The following is a 16,806-nucleotide window of genomic DNA, read 5'->3' on the forward strand; positions in this document are numbered from 1 at the left end:
TCCATCAATACCAAGCCTCCTTTGGAGAAGTCGAAAAAACCTTAGATTTATTCGACTCCATTATCGCAAAGGCTAGCTAGGTACAACAGGTACTGGCGGTTTACCGTTTACGTGATTACTTCTCATGTAGCAGATATGGTTCTCTTTGCTGCGTTAATTTGCTAAAGTGAAAAGGGCAAAAAAATACCCAGGGGATCAAGACTGAAACGATGGCCTGATCTCCTGGGTATATTGGGTTATGAGGGGATTACGGTGCTTGTCCCGGGACATCCGAACTAAGAAAATATCGTCCCATCTTCTTTGCGCCGCTATGTCCTGAACTACTCCTCTATCCTCTCGACGAATCGACGGATCGCCGAGAGCAGGTCTTATGTTATTGTCAATAGATTTGCAACGTGTTTATAAAAATATAAGCCAACCTGTCAACAATATTTGGACAATATTTGGACGGGATCCTGTATAAATCAACCGTGATTATATGCTAAAAAATGAAAATCGAACGCTAATACATGAAGAATATTAGCATGTATCATATCTTCTTTACATATAAGCCGATATTGATGATTGTAAAATTGAAAAACGACGACCTTTCCACCTTTAGAAACAATATTTGAATTATCGCAAATTCCTTGCATTGGTTTTGACAATTGGTTATATGGAATTCTTTCCAGTCCTAATTTTTTACCTCTTTGTCTTGCCTCACTTACATTAATACCAGACCAATCTACCAGCTTCCCGATTAAGTCAGCGTAAGCCTCTTTATTTTCAAAACCTTTTAATCCAAAATCATTGTTTGTAGTTAAATGTGAAAACCCAAAGCAAATCTTCGCCACCTGTGGAAAATGATTCTCTCTGCTTATCTTGTCGTTCAGTTTTTCATTATCTTTTACTTTAGGCATTATTCACTGATATAGTTCTCAACGAAATATTTTCGCATAGTTTCCTGGTTTATTTCGCCATTAACACGCTGTCCATTTTTTGTTGCTTCGAGCCACGGTGTTTCTTCATGTGTCTTATCACGAAGAGCCCATGCAGAATACTTGCCAAATACATTGAACACTTGTTCAAGCAATTCTTGATCCTCTGGTGCAATGGCATTCGCGTCGTCTCTATCCGCATCACTTAATGGTAAATTATATGGATCACCATGATATTCGCGGTATACTTCTTCAACAACTGGGCCATGTTCCCATGCAACAATTCTTTCGCCAAATAATCTCTCACCATTATGAATTGCCAAATAGCATCCTTCTGCATAATAGATCAGTTTCAGCAATTTCAGGAGTGTCATCTTATCGGCACCCTTTTCTTCCATTGCTGTTTCATTTCTTTGTATAAACCAATGTGCAATTTGAAGAGCATTATACTTTGCCATCATGCGCACTCCTTTCTAACATATTCCTTGGGATTCTATTATAACAAATTTGTCAAGTGTTTTTAAGGCTTACAAGCGAATTAATTATTACGTTTCTGTGAATCAACCTTCTTGTGACTTTTCTTCAACTCATCCCAGGTTGGTGCTGGATATCCTTTATCCTCTCTCAGCACCATATTGGCCATATCGTCATCATCAAGAGGGATTTCCTCTGTGGCATCAAAGTCAAGATCCAACTTGATATCACCCATATTTGTCAAACTCAAATTCTCAACCTGAGATGCATTTGCTAAAATGCTCAGCAACTCATCGTCACTTGCATCTTCGAACTCACTCAAGTCTCCAAGTTCATCAAAATTATAAGTTATCTCTAGCTCACAAGTAGTCTCTGCAATTGCCTTCCGAAACTTTAAATATGAGTACTGCCGATAGCCCCATACATGATCTTCCGAATCCCACACAGATCTGCTTTCATCAAATATGGTTCCTTCTCCATCAATTAAGCAGTTTGCTAAAGTCTGAACCACGATCTTATCACGAGTTACTCTTAAAGGAATAACAAGCTCTGGGTCCGCTTCAATGTCGGCACTATAAACTTTAGCAACATCCAATTCATCGTCTGAATCATAATCATTGATGTAGTAAGATTGGCCTTCAAACTCAGTCTCAGCAAGTTTCTGTAAATCACGCTTATTTGCTTCAATAAATTTGCAAATAAAATTATGTGGAAGAATAAGGTCAATATTTTGGAGTAGCTCTTGTGCTTCTTTAATATTCTCACAAGCCTTTACACGTGAAAATCCCTTAAAGAAGTTTTTCCAGTCATTATCACCTGAAATGACCAGCAGCGTATCACTGCTGTGCTCTTCAAGATAATCTTGAACGGAATGTAAGACAAATCCATCAGGAAACTCGTCCTTTTTCTTCTCACTAAAGGGCGGTTTCAATGCAAAGTAAGAATCAAATACTCTTTTCGGATCAGGATATTCCAAATGAATTGCTTCATAATAAGAAGCTTGATACGCCTGATATAAGTCCTCTTTAAGATTGATTTTGGATACTGGTGAAACCTTCCCAATCGAATAATGTTCTAGAAGCTTTTCATTGGCTTTCCAGGCTTCATCTATTCTGTAAAACTTCTCTACAAGCTTAGAAGTACGAATGTGAGCCTTAACTTCGCCATCAACAATGTCTGACTGTAGCAGTGTTAATCCTTTCTCACTAATCGTTTCAAATAATGCCGGTAGCATTTTCGATTTGATTCCAAGGAAATCACAACCGCTTTTAACAAATATATTTGTATCGATAATAGCCAGTGTGAATTTCATAAAAACCGGCCTCCATGAGTGTAGTGAATTACTCCATGCTATCTTGCTGTAACTCATCATAGAAGAGATCAGACGGTCTAGCTATCCGCCCTCAGATTATGCGCTTACGTATTTTTTGGAACGGAATAATGCTTTTCCGAACTGTACTTGCGATCATAAGCATAGTAAATATAGGTTATTCCACGGATTGTTTTCCGGGTGATCCCGTGTTTGGAATCTGGTATTTTGACCTCGTAATCGAGATACATGGTGCCCTCCCAACGAGAGTTAATTATTGAGGGAGTTCACAATCAATCAAAAAAACCGGAAATCCGGACTTTTTCAAAGATTTATGTTGTTGTAGAATTCTTAGTGTAGCTCAGATGCAAAGTTCACAATAATGTCACCTGGTAACAGTATCCAGTAAAGTACTATCACGCTATCGGCAGACATTCTGGATCTTGTTCTGCCTCCTGTCTGATCTCTTCATCTGATTTCTTTTCAAGCCTATCTAACTGCTCTTCTTCCTCTCCAGACAACTTTTCATCTAAATAATTGAAAGGGCCGATAGTCAAACTTCGCATAACTTCTTTTCTCGCTTGAAGATAAGCCCGCGAAATAATCGGTCTGAAGTACTCTTCTTTGTATTTATTTTTTAGAAGATTACTGATCACACGTTTGGCCCATGCAGTATCATCTGTAAGCAGGAAAGAAGGATATAAATAATTTATCTCTGACATCTTTTCTACAAAAGCCCTAGCTCGCTTTTCAACCTTCATTCCAAAAGCTAATGAGGACGAATTAATGTTTTCAATATTTAAATACGATGCAAGCTTCCTCCAGAAAAGATCATCGCATACATATATGGCCTGACATTTCTTTCCAACAATCAGATAGTCAAGCTCAATCGTTCCTGAGCGCATATCCTTTACAAATTCTTCTGCGGAAATATCTTTTATTATAGCAAGAGAAATTCGCTCCTGATCGGTAACTGAAACTGTTTGAAAATGTATGCAATAATCTCTTATACGCTCCCACCACTTCAATATATATTGATCGTGCTCTTTCAGAAGAATTGCCTTCCCATTCGCATCAAATATCAGTTGGCCAACAGAGTTACTTCCACTGAGAGCATTGACCTGGTCTTCAACAAAAGTGACAAGAGAATCAGGAATAACAATCTTATCAGCAAAGTCATCCAAAACAGAAAGTTGATCAGTCATACTCAATATTGCCAGCGTAGATAATGAAACCAAGTATAACTTTGCTTCGATCTGATTTGTTGCTTGTCCGGCATAAAGAATCTCGTCCTTGGCATACAGCAAATAATTCACAACATCAAGATAAGAACCATAATCTCCCCCTTTAATTGCCTCGATCGGACACCCCCACTCGTTGTCTTTGAAATGATAAATATCAAGGATTTCCTTCCCACTATGCTGCTCTGTATATGCCCTTATTTTTTGAAGCATATCTTCAGGAGAGGTTCCTGTAATAGTAGTCAATATTACCTTTGTCTTGTCTTCATTATTCGAAGCAATATTAAGAACATAACTGCTTGCAACAGCGTAGCGATCCTGAATTGAAACCAATTTATAGGATTTACCCTCGATGTTAAATATCTGTCCTTTTGCTCCTCCAAGCAATTTATTATAAAGTTGGGAATCACCTGTTGCCCGGCTCAAGTGCTTCATGCCAAGGCTATTATTTTCTTTCATGTCCAGCTCTGATTCCTGATCAAGACAGAACTGTAGCTTCTCTTGTCCCGCTACAAGGTAAATGACACAATTCCCAGTCACGCGATCAATAGTTCCGGTACCCGAAACAATATGCATAAGATTCTCTTGCCAGAACCTCAGATATGCATTAATAACATTATAGTCTTCAATTCCATTAAGGTAATAAATTGCTTTGTAAGCACAATACTCACCCTGCTCGAGCTTTCCAATCTTCTGATAAGCAAAAGCCAGAACTATCAGTTTTGAAGGCTCTTTTGTCCCCTGCAAAAATGCAATATATGGTTCATAAGACTTTACACTGTGATTGTTCTCCTGATGCAGAAACTGGATAATATTAGCGGCCAAATTCTTATCCGGTGACAACTTGAAAAGTTCTTCCGAATAGAATTTGGCACTGGTCAGCTTACCTAAATACTGGCAACACATTACCTTCAGCTGATAGAAATACTTAAGACCAATTTGATGTAAAATAAATTTATCTGCTATATTTTCTATTTTATGAAGATCCGAATCAAGAAGATTATTACCCTCTCCTCTTAAACCTAATCTTTGAGCAAATACGAAAAGTTGCCGATAAATCTCCATTACGGAGTTTTGATCTATTGTCTTGAAATCTCTAATTGTGTCAAGGAATTTTAAGGCAAGATCAAGCGCATGAAATTTGACTAATACAGCAATAAGAGCATTCTTGTCAGAGTCATCCATCATTTTTAAGCATTCAAAATGCTCATTTATGATAGAAACAATGAAATTATTAAATACATCTTCCTCCTCAACAAATAATAATGCAAAAACAAAATCATGACTATTATTAACATTATCCTCAAGCTGCCTCTTTAACTCCGCCTCATAGCTTTCATGATCGATTTGTGCTAAGGCAACCAGTCTAAAAGCTTCAATTCTTGATGTCTTATTTTGCAGGGAACCATAAATCTCCTCAACACTTACATATTCCTTATCGAGAAGGAGTGCATAGAAATACGCTTCTGTCAGTCCGGGTGAATCCTCCCAGTCAATTCCATCATATACATCGACTGCTTTCTTATACTCTCCCTTCCCCTGATAATATCCAGCAAGGAGATTTCTGAATTCCGGGTGGTTTTGAACAGAAACCGGGAGACTGTTATAAACAGAGAGAAAATGATCCAAATCAGCGTATAATGCCACCTGCAACCTTGTGAGATTAATAAGATTCCCGTTCCCAGAAGACAATTCAGGATGCTCTGTACAAATCTGATTTAGCTCAATAGTCTTTTCTTTAAGTTCATCTTTCAGATTTTCTCCGTTTGCAATCTTTTTAATATCTTCATGTATCTCTGCAAGAAGAGCATATGCCTGAAAGCGTGGAGACGGACACCTGCTCGCAAGATCTTTTAAAGCTGCTGCAGACTCATTAAAAATATGTTGATTAAAGTAGGAAAGGCCCGCGAAATATTGAAGGTTATCATAGATTTCAATATTATTATTTGAAATACCTTTGTAAAGATCCTCTATCCTTCTATATTTAGAGTCGCCAAAAAGAAGATACAGAATTACGGATTGAGTTTCAGGAAAAAGCGCTGCAAACGACTCATCAGTTACATCTCCTTGGTTTTCACACTCTTTTAACGCATTCACTTGAGCCGCAAAAATCGAGCCATGAAGCTTAACTTCTTCTCTCTGTTGATCCTCCATATTATTCTTGTAAATGGCCAAAAGGTATGTGTAAAAACTAACCTTTTCGGCCTCCTCATCCGTGAGGTTAGTATTGTCCTGACGTAATTCTTCGATGTTTGCTTTTAAGCCGTCAGAATTTGAATGAAGGATTGCCTTCCTACATTCTTCAATATGCTCCTGATAATATTTCCCAATAAGTGGAGATCTTACTCCCTCATTAACAGTAATTTGTTTATTTACAATGAGATCCCTGCCCGCCTGGTTAATATTACCAGCAACATTGACAACAGCATGATCAGTCTTTTCTGTATTGATAGGTGAAAATATTTTACTAAGAAAATCCAGCATGCCGTTACCTCATTTCACTTCTTCTGCTTCTCGGAGCCTGTATTGATTGTCATATCTCTTCCAGCCTGATTCAGATTTCCATGCACATTGCCAGTATTATGTTGATTCGAAGCAGTATTGTTTTCCCCCTCAACTTTATTGTTAAGTTGATTCTTTATATCGGCGGTATTCTTCAATGCCAATCCAGAAAATATTGCAGAAAGGATTGTGGCAATGCCTACGATTATGGTAAATACAGTCATTGGTTCCAATTTCTCACTCCTATGCTACCCCTTTTGCGATTGGTGATGCTTCAATAATAAAATGTCTCAATTTCACTTTTCAGTGCTCTCCTCGCTGAGATGATCCGTACTTTATCTTCTGTAGCTGTATACGCAATAAGTATCGCCACTCCCCTGACATATCCTATTGTAATAAAACGATCCTCTTCTTGGCTATGCCTTTTGTCATATAGATCGATACGGAGCGGATCGAAAAAAGCTTTACTGGCAAGTTCGAATGAGATGCCATGTTTTGCAATATTTACTTTGTTCTTTTCTTGATCCCATTCAAATGTCATCTATACTTCTTCGATTGTTTTATAAAAGTCCTTCTAAATATGATCCTCGAGAAGGGAGTTGGACAAATGACCATATATATTAGAATATCGTTTTTCGCTTATAAACTGACAGTACCAAATATACTCCTAATGCCACTCCAAGTCCCCATCTAATAACCATAAGATCCTTGGCAACGTAAAAAATAACACATCCTATTAGTACAAGCAATAATCCTAACACAACCGGTTTATACGTGAGCGGATACTTTTCAAGTTTCCAGGTCTTTACAACGATTGTATGCATTGCTGCTAATATAGCATAGCTTATTAAAGTTGCAATAGCCGCACCAAACATTCCATACGGCGGTATTAGAATAGAGTTTAATATTATGTTTGAAATTGCCGCTACAACTGTACCAATGGCTACAACCCTTGGCCTGGAATTAAAAAATTCGTAGTTTACTCCAAATTGATAAAAATATGTACAGTACGTAACTAAGACCAGTATCGGGATAAGATTTACGCCGGACCAATATTCTTCATTAGCAAAAATTTTCATTACCTCTCGTGATACAAGAAGAAATCCCAAGCAAAGCACTGTAAATATTTGGACATAATTTCCTATTTTCTTGTCTAAAACTTTGTAATTCCGTTTGGCCAGATCATCGTATAAAAATGGACACCATGAGTTATTGAGTGCATTTAGTATAGTTGTAAGGATTGTAACAAAAGAATAATAAAAACTATAAATGCCTATTTGTCCGCTTCCGGTCCCGAACCACTTCATCATTAATCGATCGGACTGTCCAAGGATTTGCTGAGAAAGCATATGAAATACGAGAGGCACTCCGAAAAGAAAGCTGTATTTCCAATACTCCTTGTTGAATCCATAGGGTTGTTGTTTAAATATATATGCCCAGACAAATATCGCTATAGCAACCTGCGGAAGAGCTGTGCCAATAACCCTGCCATAATACAGCGTATCATGATCACCATTCCACATCATAATTAACGCAATTGAAAGGACAGAGGTCAGTACCAATGTTGCTATCGAAACAAGCATATTGCTGGCAGCCTTTTTTTCATAAATCCATGCCAAGTTTGCAAAATCCAATATAAACTGAGCAAATGCTTCAAATAAAAGTATCGTGAATATGAATATTGGATAACCGAAAATACTTTTGATGAGCGGATAAATTAAAACAGCAACAATAATTATTACCGCACTTATTAAGCTTCCCTCTACAAGGGTACTTGATCTAAATTTTGGATAGTCATCCTTAAACTTATATAATCCAGTGCCTAACCCAGACTTTACATTCATACCCATGAAACACACAAAAATAGTCAGCCATGAAGCATAGATTGAATATAAGCCATACTGTTCTGTTCCCAATATCCGCGTAAAAATTGGCATAGTTATAAACATTATGCCGCTACGTAACATAGTACTCAGGAAATTATAGAACGTCTGGGTATTGGCACCTTTTGATTTCAGAAAATTGGATTTCATCAGATCATATCCCAAGTTAAAATTGTGTCTTCTGTAAGATTTTCTTTCACTGCTCTGCCGATTACAATATCAGTGTATTTAGGGCTAATACCAGTTCCGGGTCTCTTAGGCATTAGATCCTTTTTAGTAATAACTTCGCCTGCTTTCATATCTCTTGTCAAAACCAGTGATCTCCTTGCTTCACGCCGTGGAATCTCTTCGCAAGGAAGAACAGTTTTCACATCAGATCCAAGCACTTTATCAATCCATCTAAAGTTCGCGATTGCCTTTGCAAAATCCTCAGGTTCGCCGGCGTGATAATGGTCGTTACCCTGAAGCGTTTTATCCAATGTAAAATGCTTCTCAATTACTTCCGCGCCTTCCATATATGCTGCTGCAAGTGTCATCATTGTATCATCAGGTGCAACATGATCACTGAATCCCACATGAAGATCCGGGAAATCTCTTTTTAGAGTTTTAATAATTCGAAGGTTTGCGTCTTCTGGCTTTGTAGGATATGAAAGGACGCAATGGAGAAGTGTGATGTCATTGCTTTTAAGTCCAGCATCCTTGATGACTCTAACTGCTTCATCTACTTCAGAAAGGTACGCCGCTCCAACAGAAACCATAACCTTCTTACCTTTTTCAGCAATGTGCCTGAGGAATGGAAGGTTAGAAAGATCGGCAGAAGCTATTTTATAAAAGTCCACCATGTCATAAAGGAAATCAGCGCTGTTATAATCAAATGGTGTTGCTGTGAAATCCATTCCTTTCTCATGGGTATAGTCTGCAAGCTCTCTATAATCTTTCTCATCGAACGAATCAAATTTAGTAAATAGCTTATACTGTGAGTCCGTAGGTTCTTTTGTCCGATCCCAGTATGCTGGAGAATTCTTTGATGCAATTGTGTTAGCCTTATATGCCTGAAACTTCGCGCAATCTATTCCAGTTTCTGCCGCTCTGTCAATATAAAGCTTTGCCGCTTCTAGGGGCGTAATGTTCATTACTTTTGCAGTATCATAAAAATTAACGCCAAACTCAGCAATAACATATGGTTTACTACTTTTCATCTTCTAACCTCCATATTACAGACTATTAATCAGGTCCATAACTCTCTTTCGGCCATTCTTAAGATCATGACTTAATAACATATCTTGGAATTTCTTACGATCTTCTTTTGAAGAAGCAAGATACATCTTCAAATTCCCTTCAATCATATCATCACTTGGATTTAAGCCTATATAATCAAAGCCATTCTCGCGACTGACAAAGCCATGCCTTTCCTCCCTCTTATTTTGTGCCATCGCAATAGAAGGTATTCCCATAATTGCCAACTCATATCCCGTGCGTCCTCTGGAAGTTATAGCAATATCACATGTTGACATAACGCTTGCCATATCTGAGATATCATGTAAAACCTCAATGTTTGGGTACTTGTTGAATTCTAACAATTCCGCCACATGCGTTTTTGCGCGACCAAGTACCACTTTGAAATGGTAATCTTTATATTCAGGTTTTGACACAATATTCAGCAGTCGATCGGTGTAATTCTGTGGATCGGCTCCTCCGAATGCAATGAGGACAGTTTTTACTTTTTCCTTAATATTTATTGGTTTATAGAACAAAAAGGCTTTTCCAGCGATGTAGTATTTTTCTCCGGCCCTTTCATTTTTATGTTCTTCGTCTCCAAAAAGAGCATTGAACACTAGGTCAGCTTTTCCCGCTCCTTCCCCATCATCTTCAAAATTGATTATTTTCGCTTTTGGTAGAACTGATCTAAGCCCGATCATATAGTCGATAGATGTAGAAAGAATGTCGTTAATAAATATTGTGTATTGCTTTTCTCTGCAGATGTTAAACAATTCAACTATTCCGTTTACGGGGATTAGGTTGTGAGTAGTCTTTCCAAATACGGAAACGTCTGTCTGGTTTTTGTCGTAATAGATGTCTGGCTTAGTAAAAAATTCATCTGCAAGCTCCAGCGCACGATAAACATGCCCTGTTCCTCTGCTATTATTTCCATTCACATAGATTGCGATTTTCTGTTTTTCAAGTATCGCCGCCACTGTCCGTAAATCTTCAAATGTATCGATATCTACTGCTTCATCCTCAGAGACCTCGTAAACATCAACAGTTGATCCAATTCTTGTCTTCTCAGTAACAGCAGAAGCTCTGGATATTACAAAAGCACCTGTCTCCATATAACAAGGAGGAAGGTACTGTCGGTTCAATCGTCCAGTGTAATTGGGAACTTTCTTTCCGTTTTTAACGCCCCAGGAAAGATGCGGTGCATTAATAGCTGAAATTAAGGTGTCTAAATTATTATTTATCGCGTATTGGATCGCTGCATCTAGGGTTTCTACTTTCAGTGTCGGCGATGTAGGCTGCATTGTAACTATATAATCCCAAGTTTTATTTTTTGGAATAGCATCGTAAATCACTGCATCGAGTGTTACATCATCTTTACAAAGACGTTCATTCCTCCAATGAACCTTAACTCCCATCTGCTCAGCGATTATTTTTACATCAGGTGAGTCAGTCGAAACGATAACATCGGTTATTAAAGAGGATTCTACGGTATTCTTTATGGAATAATAAATGAGTGGATGTCCACCTATGATACGGATGTTCTTATTGGGAATTCCTTTTGATCCTGCTCTAGCTGGAATTATTGATAATATTTTCATGTGAGACTACCTCCTTTAATTTTTTCAAATGCAGTTGTATATAATTTTAATATGTCTTCCTGCGGTAGAAAATAATCCAAAACTTTTTTTGCTCTAACAGCTATTCGGTTGAAGTCGTAATAATAATCCGAAAAATATTTAAGCAAATCGCTTTCATTTCTAAATGAAAAGTCATCAATTTGTTCGTATCTATCCTGTTCACCTATATATCTAACCGCAATTTTATTATGAACAAATGTATCAAAGAAAACCGTGGAGCTTCCAGTAACAATAAAGTCACTATTTTCGATAAAGGTTTCAATATTTTCGCTGCGATCCCGAACCATATTACTCATTTGAGGCAGGGGAGTATGGACGTCTGCATGATCTCGTACTGTAAATAAATAATTACTTTTCTCGCAAAGTAATCTTATGATGTTGATTATTTCTTCATTTTGTTTTTCATAGCCTTTTCCCAGCAGAGCAACTCCAATTTTATGAAAATTAGTTTTTGTGAAATTATAATTTCTATTTTTACCAATCAGCGATGGTGGACCAACAATCAATATGTGATTTATATCTTTTTTTCCGGACTTTTGTGCTTCATCTATTGTCATTTGATTATATGCCAAGAAATATTTACTGTGGCTATTATGAAAAATCCAGGGTTCGAAATGACTAAACAAACCATGTTGGAGAGTTGCAGTTGGCACATTACATTCATTCATTCTGCTTGTAATATAATAATCAATTGGATGTCCATCGCATAATGACACAAATAATGAAGGAATTATTTTTTCTTTTTTTAAATACTCTTCAATCTCACAATAGGAATGATATGCGTCCACAAGAATTAGTGCAAGGTAAAACGCTGCATTATTGGGTACTCCATTACTTATTAACCTATCTTTCCACTTAAGGAAGAAATGCATTTTTTTAAAGAAGTCTAACTTAATTCTGAATTTTTTTTGTGAAATTATTGTTGTCGAATTTTGTGAACATCTCGATGCACTTATCGTTCTTAGTAAGTGGTCTTGTCTTCCCAAATACGAAAAAGAATATAAAAACAAATCATTACCTTTTCCATTTTTTGAAAAATTAACTGAATGAAAGGCTAAAACACTTAACATATATTTTAAGTTGTTTTTTATTCGTCTTTCTAAGGATGATTTCACAACTGTATATAGCATCTCACCGAGATTTATATTTTGAAACTCAGGGATCCTAGTTCTGTTAATAATTTCAAAAAGCATTTCAACTGTCATGTTCCACCTAGCACCTTTTTGCGTTCAAAGATCTTTTGGTTTTGCGTCCTAAGTAATTATAAAAATATGAAATTATAATAAGAAAAATGATAATTTTTGTTGTGTTTCTGAAAAACAGGTCAAATGCTGACATCATATAAATACTTAAGCTGTAGTTTCTTAAGAAGCACCATAAAACAGTTTCAAAGGCTTTTCCTTTTGCACAAAGCACTATGATTTTATTGGTAATGTACCAAATCACAATTGCAAATAAAATCTGAAAAGTTAATAGCCCAACTATTCCAAAATAATAATATATGGAGGCATTTGTACTAGCAGTGAAGCGTGCTCCTTTTCTGGCATAACTCTCTAAAACAGCCCTAGGAGCTATGAGATTCATCATTTTATAAATACCAAAGTTATATGTTAACTGATCATTTGAAGTATTCCCGATAAAGCTAAGTTCGTCAGAGATTTCTTTTAAATGAGGTGGTTGATTCGAAAACTGCGCATATATTCCCCACCAGACATCACCTTGGCCATTTATGATTCTATTGAATAGCATAGCAATTCCAATAGATGAACTTCCTCGTTCAATTATTGACTGAATTCCAGAAAAAAAAACAAAAGCAACGGCAATCAAAATGAGGTATATAAATATTTTTTTATAGTTTTTTTCGATTCGCTTATTGTAAAATGGAATAAGATAACATAATATTAGTAATGTAAAAAGTTCAAATATAGGTGTGAATTTTTGGCCAATTAACAGCAAAAAAGCGATATACAAAACTACATATATACTAATTAATTTCTTGTTGATTCTCCTTTTTTCTGTTATTAAGAAAAAGGGGATTAAATATGGTAGGTAACCAAAATATTTCAAAGCTATTGCATTTGAATTTTGCATATACTCAAAGCGTGTGGAGTAGCCTGAAGTATAATAATTGTTTCGTAACACCTGATTCAAAAATATGACTGCTACTATTATTGCTCCGATCGCAATTACTCTAGAAATCAATCTTTTATATCCAGATAATCTTATCTGAACATTTCCATCTGAATCATTGTATAACTGCTTAACCTTTTTCGTCTTATTATTATTTTCAAGCAGAAGTATAGTAAGCAAAAATACATTGTTGGCAATTACCAATGGTGCCAAAGCACCAGTTCTATAGGATCTCATTAATAAGTTTGGCAAAAAAACACGAAAATTATCAACACAAAAAACGCATAACGTATTCCAAACCATTAATACAAGAAAGTACAAGTATTTAAGAAAAACACCATGTTCACGAATTGCTATATAAATAACTTCGCAAATAAAGAATGCAATTAATAGCCAATCAAGTACTGGTATAAAATTCAAGAGAGCCACCACAAATGATGCTGCCTGTAGTGTCATAAATGTTCTTGTTTGTTTTTTTATCCTAATCATTGAGCGACCCAAATTCCTTATCAGCTTATCGATTTAGTTATTCTTAAAACATTTGATGGATTTACATTGGATTGTAGCATATCGATGCGTTCTTCTATGTTTTCGTTTTTTATAATTGTGTTGAAGGCTTCCATTGTTTTATCGATAAGATTCTCGTCTATACGATATTTAATTAATTTAGCTGGACATCCACCTACGATTGCATACGGAGGCACATCTTTCGTAACAACCGCACCTGCGGCAATAATTGCGCCTTGTCCAATATGAACACCAGACATGATAATTGCTCCAAATCCAATCCAAACATCATCGTCAACTACAATATTCCCCTTAGAGAATGCTTCAGGTTCTTCTGAGCCAAGTATTTTCTCTTTAAAAGGATATGTAGAAATTCTATCTGTATGATGCTCCACATCTAACATAAAATATACATTCTGAGCTATGGACACAAAGCGTCCAATCTCAAGTCGCGTCTTCGAATTGAATGTAACAATATTTAATTCCCCATATGTATAGTCTCCAATTGTAACGCATTCCATTGGAAAAATATTCCGAGGAATAGTATCATTGGCTGTATTCAAACGACACCATTTTCTACAAAAGGCATTTAACTTTATTTGGCCTCTTAGTTGATTTAATAATGTGTATTTTAGTACTGATTTTTTTTGCATGTATTTACGATCTTGCTTTCTTATATGCTTCAAGATATGAGTATTCATTTACAGAATCTGGCTCCAAATGAGCTCCCTCCCCCCACTCATTCCATGCGGTCAAGAAAATATATTCCTTGTTTTGACTCTCACATATCTTAATCAATTGTCTCAAGTACTTTTGAAACTTCTCAGCTGACGCATCAACAATCGCTTTCCCTTTATGACCGCGACGTGGCGAATCGTCGTACCCAACAAAGCAGCCATAATACATGTTTTGATCATGGCATCGCTTTGCATTTGTGAGGATCTGTTGCCAAACCTTATCGTAGCTAAAAAGTTTTATGTTTTTTTGCTCGGCATTTCTGTTCATAAGTCGTTTTAATCTATCAGCAAAATTACCCCAACCAGAGTATAAAGGCTCATATCTGAACTTATGCGCTTCTTTAGGAATTCCATGTAATGGATTAAAACTATATACTAATTCAACCCCGTCAAACCCGTGTTCTCTTGCAAGTAAATCCCAGTAATGATTCATTTCCAGCAATTTATTTTCATAGTTATAAATCAAGAACAGCGGCTTGTTGTTATGCTTGATATAACGCTCATCCTGAAAGTACGGCAGCAAGTAATCAAAATGCTTCTTCCAATCAGCCTTACCACCCAGTTCATATTGGATTAATATTTCTGGTCCACGATCTGAAGTCTTCTTTTCATCATTAATGGGAGACCAGTCATTTCCCTTTAATTTGCTCCATGTTCTTTTCCAACTAGCATTATCCCAGGCAAAGAAAAAAGGTAACTCAATATCTTTATTCTTCAGGATTATCTCTGCTGGTTTCGTTAATGTTTTTTGGTTGCTATTAAACCAGTAATGGTATATCCCCCAACCTGATACACCGTACTCTTTAGCTATTCGAGCCTGCCACCTTATATCTTCCACATTTGACAAATCATAATACTTACCATTAAGTGGAACTTGAGGTTGCACATGTCCTTCAAATAAAGGGGTTGCTTTTTTTACAGATACCCAATCTGTGAACCCTTTCCCCCAGAATTTAGAGTTTTCATCTGTTTCATGATATTGGGGCAAGTACATTGCAAATACTTTTACATTGCTCATTTATTATAATCCTAATGTTCTCTCAAATTCGCGGCTAAGCGCTTCCCAATCGTAACTTTTTAAATGGTTCTTGCGTTTATTAATATATTCATTATCCGGCTCATATGTCAAAGCACTCCATATTGTATCCTTTACACTTGAATTATTCGTTGGATCAACCGTCCAGCCGACATCCCCCACAACTTCTGGTAATGATGATGTGTTAGACACAACCACTTTAGCTCCACACGACATTGCTTCCAGTGGTGGAATACCGAATCCTTCATAAAGTGAAATAAAGACAAATACCTTACACAGAGAGTACAATGCTACCAGTTCCTCATCTGTAACAAACCCTGTCATGATGATTTCGTTTTTATATTTAGACTTCTCTACATATTCATCAACAGCTTCATGATTTGCTCCCGGCATTCCGGCCAGAATAAGATTTCCAGAATACCTTCCTTCCTCTTTCAAACACTCAAAAGCCTTTACGACTCCCATGACATTTTTCCCTGGGTGATCTATTGTACCAGCATATAAGATGAAATCGCTTGGCCAGCCTTTTTTAGAGATAATATTCAATGCTTCTTTTTCTTCCATTTTATGGAATTTTTTCTGGTCAACGCCGTTATAAACAACCGAGATCTTTTCTTCTGGTATATGAAGGAACTTTTCAATATCTTTTTTAGAATTCTCGGATACTGTAATAATATGGTCTGCACGCTTGGCTGTGATTGGATCTGCCAACTTTGTTCTGTAAAACATTTTCTTCTTTGAAAATTTGTCCGGAACATTAAACTCTATCAGATCGTGCATAATAACATCCGTCGGCCTATATTTGAATAAGAGCAACGTGAAATTTGGGATAAGCCCCTTATCAGCTTTTTCCTTTGCTACTTTTAACGGGAAAATAAATGTAGTCCATAAAAGATTTTTCATTGAACTCATTTTGCTGACATTGTAGGTTTTTACGGTTACATTTGGATTCTTAAACTTAAAAGAATCCTTCATGTCATAGTTAGTATAAATTACGTATTTGTTATTCGATTCAGAGTTATCTAAGAGTGAGATAATATTTCGACCAATTCCAGTGATTTTCTTACCTACATATCCGCTAACTACAATTTTCATCACTTCTTCGTAAGCGGTAAACCGCCAGTACCTTATTAAAAAATACAGCTGCCATTTCTGGCAGCTGCAAGTTGCTAGTTAAGTTGTTTCCTGCATTCCGCCGGTAGATCCTGAGACCAA

At 36.6% G+C, this 16,806-nt stretch carries 15 protein-coding genes; all 15 read right to left on the reverse strand.

From position 1 onward, the window contains the following. Positions 1–464 precede the first annotated feature (464 nt). The 15 genes from ACTQZS_RS14490 to ACTQZS_RS14560 all read right to left on the reverse strand — a co-directional run bounded on the left by ACTQZS_RS14490 (position 465) and on the right by ACTQZS_RS14560 (position 16,686). Complete coding sequence (locus ACTQZS_RS14490; protein ID WP_441476443.1) at positions 465–899, reverse strand: hypothetical protein; 435 nt, start codon at positions 897–899, stop codon at positions 465–467. Further along, positions 899–1,375 (reverse strand): Panacea domain-containing protein, encoded by a 477-nt coding sequence (locus tag ACTQZS_RS14495; protein WP_441476444.1) that lies wholly within the window; start codon positions 1,373–1,375, stop codon positions 899–901. The genes ACTQZS_RS14490 and ACTQZS_RS14495 overlap by 1 nt, the downstream gene beginning before the upstream one ends. Before the next feature lie 80 nt (positions 1,376–1,455). Further along, positions 1,456–2,703, reverse strand: coding sequence for a PIN domain-containing protein (locus tag ACTQZS_RS14500; RefSeq protein WP_441476445.1), 1,248 nt, complete (start codon positions 2,701–2,703; stop codon positions 1,456–1,458). Positions 2,704–2,807: 104 nt separating this feature from the next. Further along, positions 2,808–2,951 carry a hypothetical protein gene (locus ACTQZS_RS14505; RefSeq protein WP_441476446.1) on the reverse strand — a complete coding sequence of 48 codons (144 nt, stop codon included), beginning with the start codon at positions 2,949–2,951 and terminating at the stop codon, positions 2,808–2,810. 165 nt (positions 2,952–3,116) lie between these two features. Next, positions 3,117–6,425: a hypothetical protein gene (locus ACTQZS_RS14510; protein WP_441476447.1), complete on the reverse strand. Its 3,309-nt coding sequence runs from the start codon at positions 6,423–6,425 to the stop codon at positions 3,117–3,119. 14 nt (positions 6,426–6,439) lie between these two features. Then, complete coding sequence (locus ACTQZS_RS14515; protein WP_441476448.1) at positions 6,440–6,676, reverse strand: hypothetical protein; 237 nt, start codon at positions 6,674–6,676, stop codon at positions 6,440–6,442. A gap of 41 nt (positions 6,677–6,717) precedes the next feature. Further along, a complete protein-coding gene (locus tag ACTQZS_RS14520) occupies positions 6,718–6,984 on the reverse strand; it encodes a BrnT family toxin (RefSeq protein WP_441476449.1) in 267 nt (88 codons plus the stop codon). 79 nt (positions 6,985–7,063) lie between these two features. Further along, the gene (locus tag ACTQZS_RS14525; protein ID WP_441476450.1) at positions 7,064–8,476 is read right to left on the reverse strand and encodes a lipopolysaccharide biosynthesis protein; all 1,413 of its coding nucleotides are present in this window, start codon (positions 8,474–8,476) and stop codon (positions 7,064–7,066) included. Continuing rightward, positions 8,476–9,525 (reverse strand): N-acetylneuraminate synthase family protein, encoded by a 1,050-nt coding sequence (locus tag ACTQZS_RS14530; RefSeq protein WP_441476451.1) that lies wholly within the window; start codon positions 9,523–9,525, stop codon positions 8,476–8,478. The genes ACTQZS_RS14525 and ACTQZS_RS14530 overlap by 1 nt, the downstream gene beginning before the upstream one ends. A 15-nt stretch (positions 9,526–9,540) precedes the next feature. After that, a complete protein-coding gene (locus tag ACTQZS_RS14535) occupies positions 9,541–11,142 on the reverse strand; it encodes a cytidylyltransferase domain-containing protein (RefSeq protein WP_441476452.1) in 1,602 nt (533 codons plus the stop codon). Beyond that, positions 11,139–12,386 carry a hypothetical protein gene (locus ACTQZS_RS14540; RefSeq protein WP_441476453.1) on the reverse strand — a complete coding sequence of 416 codons (1,248 nt, stop codon included), beginning with the start codon at positions 12,384–12,386 and terminating at the stop codon, positions 11,139–11,141. Before ACTQZS_RS14540 ends, ACTQZS_RS14535 begins: the two co-directional genes overlap by 4 nt. A 7-nt stretch (positions 12,387–12,393) precedes the next feature. Continuing rightward, positions 12,394–13,800: a DUF6418 domain-containing protein gene (locus ACTQZS_RS14545; protein ID WP_441476454.1), complete on the reverse strand. Its 1,407-nt coding sequence runs from the start codon at positions 13,798–13,800 to the stop codon at positions 12,394–12,396. 20 nt (positions 13,801–13,820) lie between these two features. After that, positions 13,821–14,222: a CatB-related O-acetyltransferase gene (locus ACTQZS_RS14550; RefSeq protein ID WP_441476455.1), complete on the reverse strand. Its 402-nt coding sequence runs from the start codon at positions 14,220–14,222 to the stop codon at positions 13,821–13,823. 253 nt (positions 14,223–14,475) lie between these two features. Next, positions 14,476–15,573 carry a glycosyltransferase WbsX family protein gene (locus ACTQZS_RS14555; RefSeq protein WP_441476456.1) on the reverse strand — a complete coding sequence of 366 codons (1,098 nt, stop codon included), beginning with the start codon at positions 15,571–15,573 and terminating at the stop codon, positions 14,476–14,478. Between the two features lie 3 nt (positions 15,574–15,576). After that, the gene (locus tag ACTQZS_RS14560; protein WP_441476457.1) at positions 15,577–16,686 is read right to left on the reverse strand and encodes a glycosyltransferase family 4 protein; all 1,110 of its coding nucleotides are present in this window, start codon (positions 16,684–16,686) and stop codon (positions 15,577–15,579) included. Positions 16,687–16,806 lie beyond the last annotated feature (120 nt).

This window comes from Bilifractor sp. LCP19S3_H10, assembly GCF_052119185.1.
In the GTDB taxonomy this organism is placed as follows: domain Bacteria; phylum Bacillota; class Clostridia; order Lachnospirales; family Lachnospiraceae; genus Bilifractor.

Coding starts and splice junctions, on each gene's coding strand:
- ACTQZS_RS14530 (WP_441476451.1), bottom strand. CDS start 9,525: ATGAAAAGTAGTAAACCATATGTTATTGCTGAGTTTGGCGTTAATTTT.
- ACTQZS_RS14540 (WP_441476453.1), bottom strand. CDS start 12,386: ATGACAGTTGAAATGCTTTTTGAAATTATTAACAGAACTAGGATCCCT.
- ACTQZS_RS14555 (WP_441476456.1), bottom strand. CDS start 15,573: ATGAGCAATGTAAAAGTATTTGCAATGTACTTGCCCCAATATCATGAA.
- ACTQZS_RS14545 (WP_441476454.1), bottom strand. CDS start 13,800: ATGATTAGGATAAAAAAACAAACAAGAACATTTATGACACTACAGGCA.
- ACTQZS_RS14490 (WP_441476443.1), bottom strand. CDS start 899: ATGCCTAAAGTAAAAGATAATGAAAAACTGAACGACAAGATAAGCAGA.
- ACTQZS_RS14495 (WP_441476444.1), bottom strand. CDS start 1,375: ATGGCAAAGTATAATGCTCTTCAAATTGCACATTGGTTTATACAAAGA.
- ACTQZS_RS14560 (WP_441476457.1), bottom strand. CDS start 16,686: ATGAAAATTGTAGTTAGCGGATATGTAGGTAAGAAAATCACTGGAATT.
- ACTQZS_RS14550 (WP_441476455.1), bottom strand. CDS start 14,222: ATGTTAGATGTGGAGCATCATACAGATAGAATTTCTACATATCCTTTT.
- ACTQZS_RS14505 (WP_441476446.1), bottom strand. CDS start 2,951: ATGTATCTCGATTACGAGGTCAAAATACCAGATTCCAAACACGGGATC.
- ACTQZS_RS14525 (WP_441476450.1), bottom strand. CDS start 8,476: ATGAAATCCAATTTTCTGAAATCAAAAGGTGCCAATACCCAGACGTTC.
- ACTQZS_RS14535 (WP_441476452.1), bottom strand. CDS start 11,142: ATGAAAATATTATCAATAATTCCAGCTAGAGCAGGATCAAAAGGAATT.
- ACTQZS_RS14520 (WP_441476449.1), bottom strand. CDS start 6,984: ATGACATTTGAATGGGATCAAGAAAAGAACAAAGTAAATATTGCAAAA.
- ACTQZS_RS14510 (WP_441476447.1), bottom strand. CDS start 6,425: ATGCTGGATTTTCTTAGTAAAATATTTTCACCTATCAATACAGAAAAG.
- ACTQZS_RS14500 (WP_441476445.1), bottom strand. CDS start 2,703: ATGAAATTCACACTGGCTATTATCGATACAAATATATTTGTTAAAAGC.